The sequence below is a fragment of the Avibacterium volantium genome (assembly GCF_049366555.1).
In the GTDB taxonomy this organism is placed as follows: Bacteria; Pseudomonadota; Gammaproteobacteria; order Enterobacterales; family Pasteurellaceae; genus Avibacterium; species Avibacterium volantium_A.
In genome coordinates, this window is sequence record NZ_JBMMGT010000003.1 from 24,462 (window position 1) to 40,830 (window position 16,369).

The following is a 16,369-nucleotide window of genomic DNA, read 5'->3' on the forward strand; positions in this document are numbered from 1 at the left end:
AATAATGAAAAAACTCACCGCACTTTTGGGGATCGATCATTTGCCCCAAGAAGTTGAGCTGACCGAAATGACGTTAGACAGCCGCTCTGCAAAGACTGGCTGTCTTTTCGTTGCTATAAAAGGGCATCAAACGGACGGCAGAAACTACATTCCGCAAGCCATCGCTAATGGCGCAAGTGCGGTGCTTTTTGAAGCAGATTTTGCGCAGCAACACTTAACCGTCAAAATAGAACAAGGCATTCCGCTTATTGCCTATTATGAATTACCGCAACATTTATCGCGTCTTGCAGGGCAATTTTATAATGATCCTTCAGACCATTTAACCCTCGTTGGTGTAACAGGAACGAATGGCAAAACCACGGTGGCTCAGCTTGTAGCGCAGTGGGCGAACTTGCTTGGACATAAAAGTGCAGTAATGGGAACCATTGGCAATGGCTTGCTTGGGCAGATTAAGGAAGCGGTAAATACCACAGGTTCAGCCATTGAAATTCAATCCACCCTTGCAGAATTTGTACAGGCTGGCGCAGATTTTGCCGCCATTGAAGTGTCATCACACGGCTTGGTGCAACATCGTGTTGAAGCACTGCAATTTGCCGTGGCCATTTTTACCAACCTGAGCCGTGATCATCTTGATTATCACCACACAATGGAAAATTATGCTGCTGCGAAATACCGTTTATTCAGCGAGTTAAATAGCGCGCATCAGGTGATTAACGCTGATGATCCTGTGGGCGCACAATGGTTACAGCAATTACCCAATGCAATTGCGGTGAGCTGCAAAGCGGATTATCAACCAAACCATAAACAATGGCTCAAAGCAGAACAAGTTCAATTCCATAATCAAGGTGCGATTATTCATTTCACGTCTAGTTGGGGCGAGGGTGAATTACATAGCCCATTGATTGGCGCATTTAATGTCAGCAATTTATTATTTGCTTTCGCCAGTCTGCTTGCCTTGGGTTATTCTTTAGACGAACTTTGTCAAAGTGCGGGGCAATTACAAGGTGTTTGTGGGCGAATGGAACGTTTGAATGCGACAAATCAAGCCACGGCAATCGTGGATTATGCACATACGCCAGATGCCTTAGAAAAAGCGTTGCAAGCGGCACGCTTACATTGTGAGGGCGCGCTTTATTGCGTGTTTGGTTGCGGTGGTGATCGGGATACAGGGAAGCGTCCGCAAATGGCACACATTGCAGAGAAGTTTGCCGATTTTGTGATTGTTACGGACGACAATCCACGCACGGAAGATGCTGAAAAAATTATGCAAGACATTCGAGCGGGATTTGTGGATTTAAGCAAGGTGCAGATTATTCATCAGCGTGATCAAGCGATTCAACAAGCGCTCAAAATGGCACAACCGCAAGATGTGGTGCTGATTGCCGGCAAAGGCCACGAAGATTATCAAATTATTGGCACAACGAAATTGCCATTTTCTGATCAAGCGACAGTAAAACAATATTTTAGTGAAACAAAATGATTAAACTAACCACCCAACAATTGGCTGATATTCTCAATGGCACGCTTTATGGTGATGGGCGTGTCACGATTGAAAATATCAGCACAGATACCCGTCAAGCCAATCCACAAGGACTATTTTTTGCCTTAAAAGGTGAGCGTTTCGATGGTCATCAATATTTAGCCAATGCCGTGGAGCAAGGCGCATTGGCTGTGATCGTAGATCATCAATGTGAAATAGATGTGCCACAAATTGTCGTGGCGGACACTCGCCTTGCTTTAGGGCAGCTAGGTAAATGGCTAAAAGCACAAATTAACCCTTTAACAGTGGCGATCACGGGATCATCAGGCAAAACCACGGTGAAAGAAATGACTGCCGCCATTTTGCAACAAAGTGCGGGGGATTTTTCCCAAGTTTTATTTACCAATGGTAATTTCAATAATGATATTGGCGTGCCATTAACCTTATTACGCCTTACCCCGCAGCATAAATTTGCGGTGATTGAATTGGGCGCAAATCACCTAGGTGAAATTGCTTATACCACGGAATTAGTGCGTCCTAACGTGGCGATGGTGAATAATGTGGCTGCAGCGCATTTGGAAGGTTTTGGTAGCCTTGCAGGCGTGGCACAAGCCAAAGGCGAAATCTATCAAGGGCTTGTGCAACAAGGCATCGCCTTGATTAATTTAGATTGCAATTATCTGGCGGATTGGCAAAAGAATATTGGCGATCACCAAGTGCGGTCGTTTTCTTTAACAAATTCACAAGCGGATTTTTATGCCACGGATATTCAGCTCAACGGGCAAGGATCGCAATTTACCTTACACAGCCCACAGGGCGAGATTGCTATTCAGTTGCCTTATTTAGGCGAACATAACATCAGCAATGCGTTGGCAGCAGCTGCGTTAACAATGAATGTGGGCGCAACCCTTTCTGATGTGAAACAAGGCTTGGCAAAAGGTGCAAAAGTGAAAGGGCGTTTATTCCCGATTCAGCCTTGTGAAAAACTGCTGTTACTTGATGATACTTACAACGCCAATGTGGATTCATTGCAGTCGGCGATTCAAGTGTTACAAAAATATCCCGCTTTTCGCATTTTAATAGTTGGCGATATGGCAGAATTAGGCGAAAATAGTCAGCTTTGCCATCAGCAAGTGGCGGACGCGGCGAAAGCGGCACAATTAGATTTTGTGGCAAGTTTTGGTCAGGAAAGTGCGGTGATTTCAGCCCAAAATGGCGGAACGCATTTTACTGAACAAGCCGCCTTGGCGGATTTTATTACTCGCTTAATTAAAGAAAAATTAGCACAAAATCAATCCGTTGTGGTGTTAGCCAAAGGCTCTCGCCGAATGCAATTAGAAAATGTAATTGAATTATTAAAGGATAATTTCCAATGTTAGTTTGGCTCGCGGAATATCTCCAGCAATATCAAAGTGGCTTTAATGTCATCTCTTATATTACCGTGCGTGCGATCTTGGCATTATTGACCGCACTGTTAATCTCATTATGGATCGGCCCTAAGGTGATCCGCCGTTTACAAATTCTTAAATTTGGCCAAGAAGTGCGTAATGACGGGCCAGAAAGCCATTTAAGCAAAAAAGGTACGCCAACTATGGGCGGAATTATGATTTTATTCGCCATTACCGTTAGCACCTTGCTTTGGGCGAATTTAGCCAATCCTTATGTTTGGTTTAGCTTATTTGTGTTGCTCGGTTATGGCGCAGTGGGCTTTGTGGACGATTACCGCAAAATCACCCGCAAAAACACGGACGGCTTAATTGCACGCTGGAAATATTTTTGGCTATCGGCCATTGCGCTCGTTGCGGTATTTGGTATGTATGCCGTGGGGAAAGACACCGATGCCACGCGCCTTGTCGTACCATTCTTTAAAGAAGTGATGCCGCAGCTTGGCTTGTTCTATATCGTGTTGGCCTATTTTGTGATTGTAGGGACAAGTAACGCGGTGAATTTAACAGACGGCTTAGACGGCCTTGCCATTATGCCAACTGTCTTTGTGGCAGGGGCATTTGCTTTAATTGCGTGGGCAACAGGTAACGTAGAATGGTCAAATTATTTGTATATTCCGCATATTAAATACACTTCTGAACTGGTGGTGTTCTGTACCGCCATTGTCGGTGCAGGCTTAGGTTTCCTTTGGTTTAATACTTACCCAGCGCAAGTGTTTATGGGCGATGTGGGATCGCTCGCACTAGGGGGGGCATTAGGTGTGGTGGCCGTGCTAGTTCGCCAAGAATTTTTATTAGTGATTATGGGCGGGGTGTTTGTAATGGAAACCCTGTCTGTAATTTTGCAAGTTGGTTCTTACAAACTGCGTAAACAGCGTATTTTCCGTATGGCACCTATTCACCATCATTTTGAATTAAAAGGCTGGCCTGAACCGCGCGTGATTATTCGCTTTTGGATTATTTCCTTAATGCTTGTATTACTTGGCTTGGTTACTTTGAAGTTACGTTAAAAAGGTTAAGAGCAAACAATGAATCAATATCAAGATAAAAATATCTGTGTAGTAGGCTTGGGCAAAACAGGGTTGTCTTGCGTGGACTACTTGCTTGCGCAACAAGCTAAGGTTCGCGTAATGGATACCCGCCAATCACCAGCGGGTGTGGAGCAATTACCGCCAAATGTACCAGTGCATACGGGCGGCTTAAACCCACAATGGTTGCTGGAAAGCGATATGATTGTAATCAGCCCAGGGCTTGCAGTAAAAACACCAGAAATTTACACCGCACTTCAAGCAGGCGTTGAAGTGGTGGGCGATATTGAATTGTTCTGCCGTGCTGCCGATAAACCGATTATTGCCATTACGGGCTCAAACGGCAAAAGCACGGTAACCACCTTAGTAGCAGAAATGGCGAAAGCAGCCGGATTAACGGTGGGAATGGGCGGAAATATCGGCATTCCTGCCCTTTCTTTGCTGGAACAACATCACGATATTTATGTGTTGGAACTGTCGAGCTTCCAACTGGAAACCACTTACAGCTTAAAAGCCATTGCCGCGACCGTATTAAATGTGAGCGAAGATCATATGAATCGTTATGTGGATTTAGAAGATTATCGCCAAGCCAAATTAAAAATTTATCATCATTGCCAAACCGCGGTGATTAATGCAGAAGATCCGTTAACCCAACAAGACGGCACAGAGCGAGCGAAGCACCAAGTGAGCTTTGGCGAAACGAACGCAGATTATTGGCTAAAAAGCGAAAACGGTAAGCAATATTTAATGGCTTATGAAGAAATGATTTTACCTTGCGATGAAATAAAATTGACGGGGCGCCATAATTATATGAATGCACTGGCCGCGATTGCTCTTGCACAAAGTGCGGGGATAAATTTGCAAGGTATTTGCACCGCACTTCGTGAATTTACAGGGCTAGATCACCGTTTTCAATTAGCGCATTTTGCCCAAGGCGTGCGTTGGATTAACGATTCCAAAGCGACTAATGTGGGTAGCACCGTGGCAGCGCTCACCGGCTTACAAGTGTCGGGTAAACTTTATTTATTACTTGGTGGTGATGGCAAAGGCGCTGATTTTTCTGAACTCGCCGCGTTGATTAATCAACCGCATATTGAATGTTATTGTTTTGGACAAGATGGCGGAAAATTGGCTCAACTTTCGCAGCAAAGCCATTTGTTTGACACAATGGAACAAGCGATTGAAGCCTTTCGTCCGCAACTCAAATCAGGCGATATGGTATTGCTTTCCCCAGCTTGTGCGAGCCTTGATCAATTCGCCTCATTTGAAAAGCGTGGCGAAGAATTTACCCGCTTAGCCAAATTAAGTTAGAGAATCATCAATGCAGTTTATTGAAAATTTAAAAGCCCATTCAAGAATTACGCCAAATAATTTGCTCTACGACAGAGCATTATTATGGCTCTTTGTGAGTTTGCTCGTGATTGGATTGATCGCTGTATCTTCTGCGTCAATTCCTGTGGGAGCGAGATTATTCAATGACTCTTTCTATTTTGCAAAACGTGATGCCATCTATGTTGTGCTGTCAATTTTTGCTTGCTATACCGTATTAAATATTCCAACGACTTTCTGGGAAAAGTATTATGGCTATATTTTTTGGATTGCAATGATTTTGCTCGTTATGGTGCTTATTCCTGGAATTGGCTCAAGAATTAATGGGGCTAGACGTTGGATTCCAATGATCTTCTTTAACTTCCAGCCAGCTGAATTTGCTAAGTTGGCACTCACTTGTTTCCTTGCTAGCTATTTTACCCGCCGTTATGACGAAGTGCGTAGCCGCAAGCTCAGTGCATTCAAGCCCTTAGTCGTAATGGGATTATTGGGCGGTTTATTATTATTGCAACCCGATCTAGGAAGTACCGTTGTTTTATTTGTGATTACCTTTGGTTTACTTTGGATTGTGGGGGCGAATTTCTGGCAGTTCTTTGCCTTGGCTTGTTCTGGCGTCTTGCTTGTATTATGGCTAGCGATTTCATCGGCTTACCGACTGAAACGTTTAACGGGATTTATGGACCCTTTTAAAGACCCTTATGGCACAGGTTTTCAGCTTTCAAACTCATTAATGGCGTTTGGACGAGGGGAGATCACAGGCGAAGGACTGGGAAATTCCATTCAAAAATTAGAATATTTACCAGAAGCGCATACTGACTTTGTGATGGCTGTGATTGGTGAAGAATTTGGACTAATCGGCATTCTCTTTGTGATCACATTGTTAGCATTATTAGTGTTTAGAGCAATGAAAATAGGGCGAGAATCATTGCAACTAGAACAGCGTTTCAAAGGATTTTTAGCTTTCGGCATTAGTTTTTGGATTTTCTTCCAAGGCTTCGTAAATTTAGGCATGGCATTAGGTTTGTTGCCAACCAAAGGGCTGACTTTCCCATTGGTGAGTTATGGCGGATCAAGTTTGATTATTATGTCTGTCAGTATTGGGATTTTATTACGCATTGATCACGAAAATCGACTAATGCGAAGTGGACACGCACGTTTGCGTGATGATTAAGAAAAAGGACACATTGTGGCACAACAAAAAAAACGTTTATTGGTGATGGCAGGTGGAACAGGCGGACACGTTTTCCCTGCGATTGCAGTTGCACAATATTTACAGCAACAGGGTTGGGAAATCTGTTGGCTTGGCACGCAAGATCGTATGGAAGCACAATTGGTACCAAAACATGGTATCCCGATTAAATTTATCCAAATTTCTGGCTTGCGTGGCAAAGGCATAAAAGCGTTGCTTGCTGCGCCATTTAAAATTGTACGTGCGATTTTCCAAGCGAAAAAAATTATTCAAGAATATCAGCCTAATGCCGTGCTTGGTATGGGGGGGTATGTTTCAGGGCCGGGTGGCGTGGCGGCAAAATTATGCGGTGTACCCATTGTGTTACACGAACAAAATGCCGTGGCAGGACTAACAAATTCTTGGTTAGCCAAAATCGCAACTCGGGTGTTGCAAGCATTTCCTAACACCTTTCCAAATACGGAAGTGGTGGGCAACCCTGTGCGTCAATCCTTGTTTGAAATGCCAAGTCCTGCACAGCGTTTCGCTGAGCGTTCAGGCAAATTAAGAGTGCTTGTGGTGGGTGGCAGCCAAGGCGCGCGCGTGTTAAATCTCACTTTGCCGAAAGTGGTGGAAGCCTTGGGGGATAAATTGACCGTTCGCCATCAAGTGGGGGCAAATATGTCAGAAAAAATCACCGCACTTTATCCGCAAGGCGCTGATGTACAAGTAACGGATTTTATTGATGATATGGCAGAAGCCTATGGCTGGGCGGATATTGTGATTTGTCGTTCAGGCGCATTAACGGTATGTGAACTTGCCGCCGTAGGGACGCCCGCAATTTTCGTGCCATTCCAACATAAAGACAGACAACAATATTTGAATGCGAAATATTTAGCGGACGTGGGCGCAGCCAAAATTATCGAACAAAAAGATCTCACGCCAGAAGCACTGATTGAGATGTTGAACCAATTTGATCGCAGCCAATTATTAACAATGGCAGAGAAAGCCAAGGCAATGGCAACGCCACAATCAGCTCAGCAAGTGGCTGAGGTGATTATGGCAGTAGCAAAATAAGAAGAAAGGCAAGAGGCAGAGCAATGAAAGAATTTCAAAAACGAGTAAGACAAACCGTACCAGAAATGCGTCGTGTGAAACAAATTCATTTTGTCGGCATTGGTGGTGCGGGAATGGGCGGTATCGCGGAAGTTTTGTTGAATGAAGGTTACCAAGTAACGGGATCGGATATTGCGGAAAATGCAGTAACCCAACGCTTAAGTGCGTTAGGCGCAAAAATTTATTTTTCTCACCAAGCTACCAATGTTGATGGCGCGAGTGTGGTTGTGGTATCCAGCGCCATTAGAGACGATAACGTAGAAGTGGTGGAAGCGCACAATAACCGTATTCCTGTGATTCAACGTGCGCAAATGTTAGCGGAAATTATGCGTTTCCGTCACGGCATTGCCATTGCGGGTACGCACGGGAAAACCACAACAACCGCAATGATCTCAATGATTTATGCGCAAGCAGGGCTTGACCCAACCTTCGTAAATGGCGGATTGGTGAAATCAGCTGGCACAAATGCCCATTTAGGCGCAAGCCGTTATTTAATCGCTGAAGCGGACGAAAGCGATGCGTCTTTTTTACATTTACAGCCAATGGTTTCGGTGGTGACCAATATTGAGCCTGACCATATGGAAACCTATCATGGTGATTTTGAAGAAATGAAACAAACCTATGTGAATTTCTTACATAATTTACCGTTTTATGGCTTAGCGGTAATGTGTGCAGATGATCCTGTGCTACTTGAGTTGATTCCAAAAGTTGGACGTCAAGTGATCACTTATGGCTTTAGCGAAAATGCAGATTATCGCATTGAAGATTATCAGCAAACAGGCTTCCAAGGGCATTACACCGTGGTTACCCCACAAGGTGAACGCGTCAATGTATTGCTTAACGTACCGGGTAAGCATAATGCGTTAAATGCAACCGCAGCCTTTGCCGTGGCGAAAGAAGAAGGCATTGGCAATGAAGCTATTTTAGCTGCCTTAGCGGATTTCCAAGGCGCTGGACGCCGTTTTGATCAGCTTGGTCAGTTTATTCGTCCAAATGGAAAAGTGATGTTAGTGGACGATTATGGGCATCACCCAACAGAAGTGGGCGTAACCATTGAAGCAGCGAAAAAAGGCTGGGAAAACAAACGAATTGTGATGATTTTCCAACCGCACCGTTATTCGCGTACCCGTGATTTGTTTGATGATTTCGTGCAAGTGCTATCCCAAGTTGATGTGCTATTAATGCTTGATGTGTATGCCGCAGGTGAAGCACCAATCGCAGGCGCGGATAGCCGTTCGTTATGCCGCTCTATTCGTAATTTAGGCAAAGTTGATCCGATTTTTGTGGCGGAACAAGAAAGTCTTGCGGAAATTTTGGATCAGGTTATTCAAGACGGTGATTTAATTTTGGCGCAAGGCGCTGGCAATGTGAGTAAACTATCCCGTCAATTAGCAGATAAGTGGACAGAAAATTAATTGGAAGCAGTATGAAAAAAACATTAAAACAAGAAAAAATTGCCGTATTACTTGGCGGAACGTCTGCCGAGCGTGAGGTTTCACTTAATTCAGGTGAAGCCGTACTTAATGCGTTAAAAAGCTTTGGTTATGACGCGCATCCAATTGATCCAAAAACCTTTCCTGTGGCGGAATTAAAACAACAGGGCTTTGATCGTGCTTTCAATATTTTGCACGGACGTGGAGGGGAAGACGGCACAATGCAAGGCTTGCTTGAGCAAATTGGTATTCCTTACACAGGCTGTGGGGTAATGGCATCTGCGTTAACAATGGATAAAATGCGGACTAAAATGTTGTGGAAAGCTTTTGGCTTGCCAGTGGCGAATATGGAAATCGTAACAAAATCAACAGTATCCGAACTAAATCCTGCCGCAGTTGTCGAAAAATTAGGTCTGCCGTTAATGGTAAAACCTTCGTTAGAAGGTTCAAGTGTAGGGTTAAGAAAAGTCAATCAACTTGATGAATTACAAAGTGCGGTGGAATTTGCCTTAGGTTTTGACGATACCATTTTGATTGAAGAATGGCTTGCCGGTGATGAATTTACCGTGCCAGTTTTAGACAATGAAGTGTTGCCAGCGATCAAAATTGTGCCTGAAGGTGAGTTTTATGATTATGAAGCGAAATACGTTTCCGACAATACGCAATATTTTTGTCCAGCAGGTTTAACTGAGGAACGCGAGCAAGAATTGCGTCAATTAGTGAAGCGTGCTTATGATGCCGTAGGTTGTCGTGGTTGGAGCCGTATTGATGTGATGATGGACGGTGAAGGGCAATTCCGCTTAGTGGAAGTGAACACGAACCCAGGAATGACCAGCCATAGCTTATTCCCAAAATCAGCTGCAACCGTGGGCTATTCTTTCGAACAGCTTGTAGAGAAAATTTTGGAGCTTAGTGTTTAATGAAGTTATGGCGACATAAAGCGACACAAAGCATACGCACTGGAGAGCCAAGATCTCGCTTTTTTATGCAGGTCAAGCCATTAATTGTGCTATTATGTCTAGGGTTAATGTTTTATGTTTACTCAAATTGGCAAAATTGGCTCGAAAAACTAGATTATCGCCCTATTAGTGCCTTTAATCTCGTAGGAACACCAGCATTCACCACTGATGAAGATGTGCGTGATATGCTGATAAAAATGGGCGATCTTAAAGGTTTCTTTGGGCAAGATGTGAGTTTAGTTCGCGAGCAAATCCAAAAAATGCCTTGGGTGAAACAAGCCGTAGTGAGAAAAATTTGGCCTGATAGACTAAATATTTTAGTGAGTGAATATACCCCTGTCGCCGTTTGGAACGATAATGAATTTTTATCCAGCGATGGCGTGGTATTCAAATTGCCGATGGATAAATTACAGGATAAAAATTTACCGCACTTAGCAGGACCGGATTATCAGAGTTTAGTGGTGCTAGAGGCGTGGAAAAAGATTTATCAAGATCTAAAAACGAAAGGATTAACATTAAAATCCGTCGCCATTGATGATCGAGAGGCTTGGCAATTAGAACTTGATAATGGCGTATTATTAAAATTGGGACGGGGAGAGTGGAAAAGCAAACTCGATCGTTTTGCCACCATTTATCCGCAAATTGAAGTTCCTGAAAATAAAAAGTTATCCTATGTCGATCTCCGCTATAAAGTAGGGGCTGCCGTAGGAATGGTTGATATAAACGAATAATTTTACCTGATAAGAAGTTAGAAAATGGCAAAGATTGTGGAATCAAAAACGATTGTTGGATTGGAAGTTGGTACTTCTAAAGTCGTCGCTGTTGTGGGTGAAGTGTTGCCAGACGGCGTAGTGAATATCTTAGGCGTGGGAAGCTGCCCTTCCAAGGGCATTGATAAAGGTAGCATTACTGACCTAAACGCAGTGGTTACCTCAATTCAACGAGCAATCGAGGCGGCGGAATCTGTGGCAGATTGTCAAATTATAAGCGTTACCTTGGCCATTACGGGTGATCACATTCAAAGCTTAAATGAAAGCGGTTTTGTGCCGATTGCTGAAGGCGAAGTTACGCAAGAGGAAATTGATTCCGCAATGCATACAGCCAGTTCAGTGAGAATGGGCGAAGGGCTTTCTTTATTGCATATTATTCCGCAAGAATATGCCGTAGATAAACAGGTAAATATTAAAGATCCTCTAGGCTTACAGGGCGTTCGTTTAAAAGCGCAAGCGCATTTGATCGCCTGCCATCAGGATTGGCAAAACAACCTTAAAAAAGCGGTAGAACGCTGTAAATTAAAAGTAGATAAAATCGTTTATTCGGGCGTGGCATCAGGTTGCTCCGTGCTAACGGAAGATGAAAAAGATCTTGGCGTGTGCTTAATTGATTTCGGTGCTGGCACAATGGACATTGTGGTTTACACCAACGGCGCATTGCGTTTTAGTAAAGTAATTCCTTATGCAGGAAATCGTGTTACCGATGACATCGCCTATGCCTGTGAAACCTCAAGAACAGAAGCTGAACGCATTAAAGTGAATTACAGCAGTGCGTGGAATCCGCCATCTTCACACCCAGAAAAACGAATTGAAGTGGCAGGTATCGGTGGACGAGCACCGCGCGTGCTAACAAAAGAACAATTATCGGTTGCGACTTCTGCGCGTTATGAAGAATTATTAGGCTTAGTTCGCCAAGAATTAAACCAATTACAGTACGAACTTGAAAGCAAACAAATGAAGTTTGAATTAATCGCAGGTATTGTAATTACCGGTGGTGGCGCACAGATTGAAGACTTAAAACAATGTGCAACGAAAGTGTTTGGAATGCAAGTGCGTATCGGTAGCCCATTAAATATTACAGGCTTAACTGATTATGTAAATAAACCACAATATTCTACTGTTGTGGGATTATTACAATATAATCATAATGATGAAGATGAAAGCCCAATTAACGAACAATATGGCTCAGAAGAGAGTTTTTTAGGGGCATTTTGGTCAGGATTGAAAAAAGTTGTAAATAAAGTGCGGTCAGAATTTTGAGAATTTTTATTTTTCATCTACAATAAGAGCAATTTAAGTTTTAATTTTGTGCCAGCAAAACTCTGGCATTAACGGAGAATAACTATGTTTGAACCAGTGGATTATGATCTTGGTGATATGAACGGCGCACTGATTAAAGTCGTTGGTGTTGGTGGTGGTGGCGGTAACGCCGTAAACCATATGGTTGCTAATATGATTAAAAATGATATTGGCGGCACATTAGTGGGTGCTGATGAATTAGCTTTCCCAACAACAAATGACGAACACGATAGAATTATTTTCTATGCAGTGAATACAGATGCGCAAGCATTGCGTAAAAGCAACGTGCAACAAACGGTTCAAATCGGTGGTTCAACAACCAAAGGGCTTGGTGCTGGCGCGAACCCAAATGTAGGGCGTAAAGCCGCAGAAGATGATCAAGATGCTATTCGTGCAATGCTTGAAGGGGCTGATATGGTGTTTATCGCCGCAGGTATGGGTGGTGGTACAGGAACAGGTGCTGCCCCAATCGTTGCGCAAATTGCAAAAGAATTAGGTATTTTGACTGTTGCCGTAGTAACAAAGCCTTTCTCATTTGAAGGTAGAAAGCGTATGCAATTTGCTGAAATGGGAATTAAAGAGCTTTCTAAACACGTTGACTCTTTGATCATCATTCCAAATGAGAAGTTATTAAAAGTATTAGGTAAAAACATCAGCTTAGTGAATGCTTTTGCTGCTGCAAATGATATTCTCCGTAATGCAGTAACAGGTATTTCCGATATGATTACTTCTCCAGGTCTAATCAACGTGGACTTTGCAGACGTTCGTACCGTAATGTCTGAAATGGGGCGTGCAATGATGGGATCGGGCGTTGTTCAAGGTGAAGCTGGTGATGGACGTGCAGAAAAAGCGGCACAAGAAGCGGTTGCTAGCCCATTATTGGAAGATGTGGATTTAGCTGGCGCAAGAGGGGTGCTTGTTAATGTTACCGCAGGTTTTGACCTAACCTTAGATGAATTTACTGTGGTGGGGGATACAATCAAAGCCTTTGCTTCAGAAGAAGCTACTGTTGTGGTGGGAACAACCTTAGTGCCTGATATGACAGACGAATTGCGCGTAACGATTGTAGCAACAGGTATTGGTGATATTGATGAGCCAGATATTCAAATTGCACCGCGTACAGCACCATTAGGTCAGCCGATGCAAAAAGCAAATCCAGAACCATTTGGGCAACAGCCGGCAACAGGCTATCAGCCACACAATCCACAACAAGGACAAATACCAAATCGCCCTGCGGATTTGACTAATCGAAATATTTTAGATACGCCAATTACTGATCGCTTAAATTCTCTTAAAAGAGAAGATGGTTTAGTGAATGCGAACAGTTTTATGCGTAAACCAGAAGATAAATAAAGGAATAAATCTTATTGTTATTCAATGGATTTAGAAAACATTATGATTAAACAAAGAACCTTAAAACAGAGTATTAAAGTAACAGGTGTAGGGCTACATAGTGGCAACAAAGTAACCCTAACCTTACGCCCAGCAATGGCAAATACTGGGGTGATTTATTGCCGTACGGATTTAAACCCACCAGTAACGTTCCCAGCCAACGCAAATACCGTGCGTGATACAATGCTTTGTACTTGTTTGATAAATGAAGAAGGCATTCGTATTTCAACGGTAGAGCATTTGAATGCTGCCTTAGCAGGCTTAGGCATTGATAATGTGATTATTGAAGTGGACGCGCCAGAAATTCCAATTATGGACGGTAGTGCAAGCCCATTCATTTATCTTTTATTAGATGCAGGCATTGAAGAACAAAATGCAGCAAAAAAATTTATTCGCGTGAAGAAGCCAATTCGTGTGGAAGACGGTGATAAATGGGCTGAATTTAAGCCTTACAATGGTTTCCGTTTAGATTTCACCATTGATTTCAATCATCCTGCCATTGGTAAAGATGTGCGTAATTATGTAATGGATTTCTCTGCGCAAGCGTTCGTGCAACAAATTAGTCGCGCAAGAACCTTTGGTTTTATGAAAGACATTGAATATTTGCAATCACAAGGTTTAGCGTTAGGTGGCAGCCTAGATAACGCCATTGTGCTTGATGATTATCGCATCTTAAATGAAGATGGTCTTCGCTTTAAAGATGAACTAGTGCGCCACAAAATGCTTGATGCTATTGGTGATTTATATATGTGTGGTTATAACATCATCGGTGATTTCAAAGCCTATAAATCAGGACACGGCTTAAATAATAAATTGTTAAGAGCCTTGCTTGAAGATCAAGAAGCGTGGGAGTTTGTTACCTTTGAAGATAAACAGCAAGTACCACAAGGTTATCTCGCGCCAAATCAAGTATTTATCTAAATCGTAAAACGAATAAAGCCATATTAAAAAATATGGCTTTATTTTTCACCGCACTTTATTTTATTCACTTTTTTCCATTTCTATCCGTTTCACAATATCTTGCAAAATCGTTTTTAATCTTTCAAAAACAAATAATACTCGCTCACTCACCACGCTTTGATAAGGACGATATAAATAAAGCTGCCATTTTTGTTTTTGCACCTCTGGAAACAGTTCTACCAATTTCCCTTGATCGATATAAGGCTGGCATAAAATGTCGATCAACTGTGAGCAAGTTCGCCCCGCCAAGGCAGATTGCAATTCACTATACATATCGGAAGCCAAAAATTTCGGGTGAGTTGGAATAAAATGCTGTTGAGTATTAATTTGCCAGTGCCAAATGCGTTTTAGTTTCGGGTTAATCAAGCCACTAAGCGGATAGTTTAACGCCAGATCTTGCAGGCTCTCAGGCGTGCCTAAACGTTGCAATAATTTTGGTGCAGCAACAATTTTTTCTTGCAAGGTAAAGATATGATGGGCTATCCAATCTTGTTCAGGCTCAAGGCACACGCGCAGCCCAATATCAATTTGATCATCAATGGTTTTCAGCTTATCTAGAGAAACACGCCAATCAATGACCAAATTAGGATAGGGTTCAAGTGCGGTCAATAATTCATACAAAACCTGATCATTATAGGGCATTGGCGGCAGGGTAATTCGCACAATGCCTTGCATTGCTTTATCATTAATTTTTTGCGAAGAAAAAAGCCGTTCGCTATCGACCAATAATTGTTGTGCTTGGGGCAGAAATTGTTCGCCAAATTCGGTGAGTTTAATGCTACGCGTATTACGTTGAAACAAGCGTTCACCCAGCAGATTTTCTAGCTCGGCAATCATTCGGGTGACCACTTGTGGCGATACCGCAAGGCGTTGTGCAGCCTCGCGAAAATTTAAGGTTTCACTGGCAACACTAAAATAACGAAGTGCATCAAGTTTATTCATATTATTCCTTTTTTGCGAATAGTCTATTCCGATTTTATCCCTTTTCAATGTAATTATCTAGGGATAAAATGCACGCCAGAAAAAACGCTAAAACGGTTTTTCATAGTGAACTTTATAAAATAAAAACTTTTGGAGAGTAAAATGACAGATTTAAGTAAAAACCCCGTGGCGGATCGCGCTGAACACAATGCGTTCTTCCCATCAGAATATTCTTTAACCCAATATACCAGCAAAAAAACGGATTTTGACGGTTTCAAATTTGATAAACCTTATACTGGCGGTAAACACAAAGTATTAATGATCGGTACAGATGAGCGTTATATCGAAATGCAAAACGGTAAATTATTCTCAACGGGTAACCACCCCGTTGAAATGTTATTACCTATGTTGCATATGCACCACGCTGGTTTTGAAATTGATGTGGCAACCTTATCAGGTAACCCTGTTAAATTAGAAATTTGGGCAATGCCAGAAGAAGATAAAGCAGTAATGGATTTATATAACCAATACTTGCCAAAATTAGTGAATCCGAAAAAATTAGAAGACATTTTACCTGAAGTGTTAGCGGAAGATTCACCTTATATCGCCGTATTTATCCCAGGCGGACACGGTGTATTAGCTGGCGTACCACACAGTAAAGACGTGAAAAAAGTGTTAGATTGGGCATTAAATAAAGATAAACACGTGATCACTTTATGTCATGGTCCAGCTTCTTTATTAGCGGCTGGCGTAGGTGAAAAAGCGGAAGATTTCCCATTCAAAGGCTATGAGCTTTGCGTATTCCCAGATTCATTAGATGAAGGTGCAAACCAAGCAATCGGTTATATGCCAGGTAAATTACAATGGTTAGTGGGTGAAAATCTTGCTAAATTAGGCGTGAAAATTATGAACGAAGGCATCACAGGTCAAGTTCACAAAGATCGCAAATTGCTTACTGGCGATAGCCCATTAGCATCAAATAACTTAGGGATTTTAGCTGCGGATGAATTATTGAAAGCAGTGAAATAACCCCAAGAGCGGTGTAAAATTGAGAAAATTTTCACCG

At 42.6% G+C, this 16,369-nt stretch carries 14 protein-coding genes; 13 read left to right on the top strand and 1 reads right to left on the bottom strand.

Annotation, left to right across the window (positions count from 1 at the left end; all coding sequences use genetic code 11):
• Positions 1-4: 4 nt before the first annotated feature.
• From murE to lpxC, 12 genes are all read left to right on the top strand, one after another.
• Entirely contained in the window at positions 5-1,480 is a 1,476-nt protein-coding gene (gene murE / locus ACLS0A_RS01140) for a UDP-N-acetylmuramoyl-L-alanyl-D-glutamate--2,6-diaminopimelate ligase (RefSeq protein ID WP_416082070.1), read from the top strand.
• Positions 1,477-2,859: a UDP-N-acetylmuramoyl-tripeptide--D-alanyl-D-alanine ligase gene (gene murF / locus ACLS0A_RS01145; protein ID WP_416082071.1), complete on the top strand. Its 1,383-nt coding sequence runs from the start codon at positions 1,477-1,479 to the stop codon at positions 2,857-2,859. The genes murE and murF overlap by 4 nt, the downstream gene beginning before the upstream one ends.
• The gene (gene mraY, locus ACLS0A_RS01150) at positions 2,853-3,935 is read left to right on the top strand and encodes a phospho-N-acetylmuramoyl-pentapeptide-transferase (RefSeq protein WP_115250030.1); all 1,083 of its coding nucleotides are present in this window, start codon (positions 2,853-2,855) and stop codon (positions 3,933-3,935) included. Before murF ends, mraY begins: the two co-directional genes overlap by 7 nt.
• Positions 3,936-3,953: 18 nt before the next feature.
• On the top strand, positions 3,954-5,264 hold the full coding sequence (murD, locus tag ACLS0A_RS01155; RefSeq protein ID WP_416082072.1) for a UDP-N-acetylmuramoyl-L-alanine--D-glutamate ligase: 1,311 nt from the start codon (positions 3,954-3,956) through the stop codon (positions 5,262-5,264).
• A 10-nt stretch (positions 5,265-5,274) separates the two neighbouring features.
• Positions 5,275-6,453, top strand: a complete 1,179-nt coding sequence (ftsW, locus tag ACLS0A_RS01160; RefSeq protein WP_103854588.1) for a putative lipid II flippase FtsW — start codon at positions 5,275-5,277, stop codon at positions 6,451-6,453.
• Positions 6,454-6,468: 15 nt separating this feature from the next.
• Entirely contained in the window at positions 6,469-7,527 is a 1,059-nt protein-coding gene (murG, locus tag ACLS0A_RS01165; protein WP_416082073.1) for an undecaprenyldiphospho-muramoylpentapeptide beta-N-acetylglucosaminyltransferase, read from the top strand.
• A 23-nt stretch (positions 7,528-7,550) separates the two neighbouring features.
• A complete protein-coding gene (gene murC / locus ACLS0A_RS01170) occupies positions 7,551-8,981 on the top strand; it encodes a UDP-N-acetylmuramate--L-alanine ligase (RefSeq protein ID WP_416082074.1) in 1,431 nt (476 codons plus the stop codon).
• An 11-nt stretch (positions 8,982-8,992) separates the two neighbouring features.
• Positions 8,993-9,919, top strand: coding sequence for a D-alanine--D-alanine ligase (locus ACLS0A_RS01175; RefSeq protein WP_416082075.1), 927 nt, complete (start codon positions 8,993-8,995; stop codon positions 9,917-9,919).
• Entirely contained in the window at positions 9,919-10,689 is a 771-nt protein-coding gene (locus tag ACLS0A_RS01180) for a cell division protein FtsQ/DivIB (RefSeq protein ID WP_416082076.1), read from the top strand. Before ACLS0A_RS01175 ends, ACLS0A_RS01180 begins: the two co-directional genes overlap by 1 nt.
• A gap of 24 nt (positions 10,690-10,713) precedes the next feature.
• On the top strand, positions 10,714-11,991 hold the full coding sequence (ftsA, locus tag ACLS0A_RS01185) for a cell division protein FtsA (protein ID WP_416082077.1): 1,278 nt from the start codon (positions 10,714-10,716) through the stop codon (positions 11,989-11,991).
• 84 nt (positions 11,992-12,075) lie between these two features.
• Positions 12,076-13,383: a cell division protein FtsZ gene (gene ftsZ / locus ACLS0A_RS01190; protein WP_416082078.1), complete on the top strand. Its 1,308-nt coding sequence runs from the start codon at positions 12,076-12,078 to the stop codon at positions 13,381-13,383.
• A gap of 42 nt (positions 13,384-13,425) precedes the next feature.
• Entirely contained in the window at positions 13,426-14,343 is a 918-nt protein-coding gene (gene lpxC / locus ACLS0A_RS01195) for a UDP-3-O-acyl-N-acetylglucosamine deacetylase (protein WP_416082079.1), read from the top strand.
• Between the two features lie 60 nt (positions 14,344-14,403).
• Here the strand turns inward: lpxC and ACLS0A_RS01200 are convergent, their stop codons facing one another.
• The gene (locus tag ACLS0A_RS01200) at positions 14,404-15,324 is read right to left on the bottom strand and encodes a LysR family transcriptional regulator (protein ID WP_416082080.1); all 921 of its coding nucleotides are present in this window, start codon (positions 15,322-15,324) and stop codon (positions 14,404-14,406) included.
• A gap of 141 nt (positions 15,325-15,465) precedes the next feature.
• Between ACLS0A_RS01200 and hchA the strand changes: the two genes are divergently transcribed.
• On the top strand, positions 15,466-16,332 hold the full coding sequence (hchA, locus tag ACLS0A_RS01205) for a glyoxalase III HchA (RefSeq protein WP_103854065.1): 867 nt from the start codon (positions 15,466-15,468) through the stop codon (positions 16,330-16,332).
• The last annotated feature ends 37 nt before the right edge of the window (positions 16,333-16,369 follow it).

Bases quoted from the DNA above. Each gene is read 5' to 3' on its own strand.
- murE (WP_416082070.1), top strand. From the start codon at position 5: ATGAAAAAACTCACCGCACTTTTGGGGATCGATCATTTGCCCCAAGAA.
- murF (WP_416082071.1), top strand. From the start codon at position 1,477: ATGATTAAACTAACCACCCAACAATTGGCTGATATTCTCAATGGCACG.
- mraY (WP_115250030.1), top strand. From the start codon at position 2,853: ATGTTAGTTTGGCTCGCGGAATATCTCCAGCAATATCAAAGTGGCTTT.
- murD (WP_416082072.1), top strand. From the start codon at position 3,954: ATGAATCAATATCAAGATAAAAATATCTGTGTAGTAGGCTTGGGCAAA.
- ftsW (WP_103854588.1), top strand. From the start codon at position 5,275: ATGCAGTTTATTGAAAATTTAAAAGCCCATTCAAGAATTACGCCAAAT.
- murC (WP_416082074.1), top strand. From the start codon at position 7,551: ATGAAAGAATTTCAAAAACGAGTAAGACAAACCGTACCAGAAATGCGT.
- ACLS0A_RS01175 (WP_416082075.1), top strand. From the start codon at position 8,993: ATGAAAAAAACATTAAAACAAGAAAAAATTGCCGTATTACTTGGCGGA.
- ACLS0A_RS01180 (WP_416082076.1), top strand. From the start codon at position 9,919: ATGAAGTTATGGCGACATAAAGCGACACAAAGCATACGCACTGGAGAG.
- ftsA (WP_416082077.1), top strand. From the start codon at position 10,714: ATGGCAAAGATTGTGGAATCAAAAACGATTGTTGGATTGGAAGTTGGT.
- ftsZ (WP_416082078.1), top strand. From the start codon at position 12,076: ATGTTTGAACCAGTGGATTATGATCTTGGTGATATGAACGGCGCACTG.
- lpxC (WP_416082079.1), top strand. From the start codon at position 13,426: ATGATTAAACAAAGAACCTTAAAACAGAGTATTAAAGTAACAGGTGTA.
- ACLS0A_RS01200 (WP_416082080.1), bottom strand. From the start codon at position 15,324: ATGAATAAACTTGATGCACTTCGTTATTTTAGTGTTGCCAGTGAAACC.
- hchA (WP_103854065.1), top strand. From the start codon at position 15,466: ATGACAGATTTAAGTAAAAACCCCGTGGCGGATCGCGCTGAACACAAT.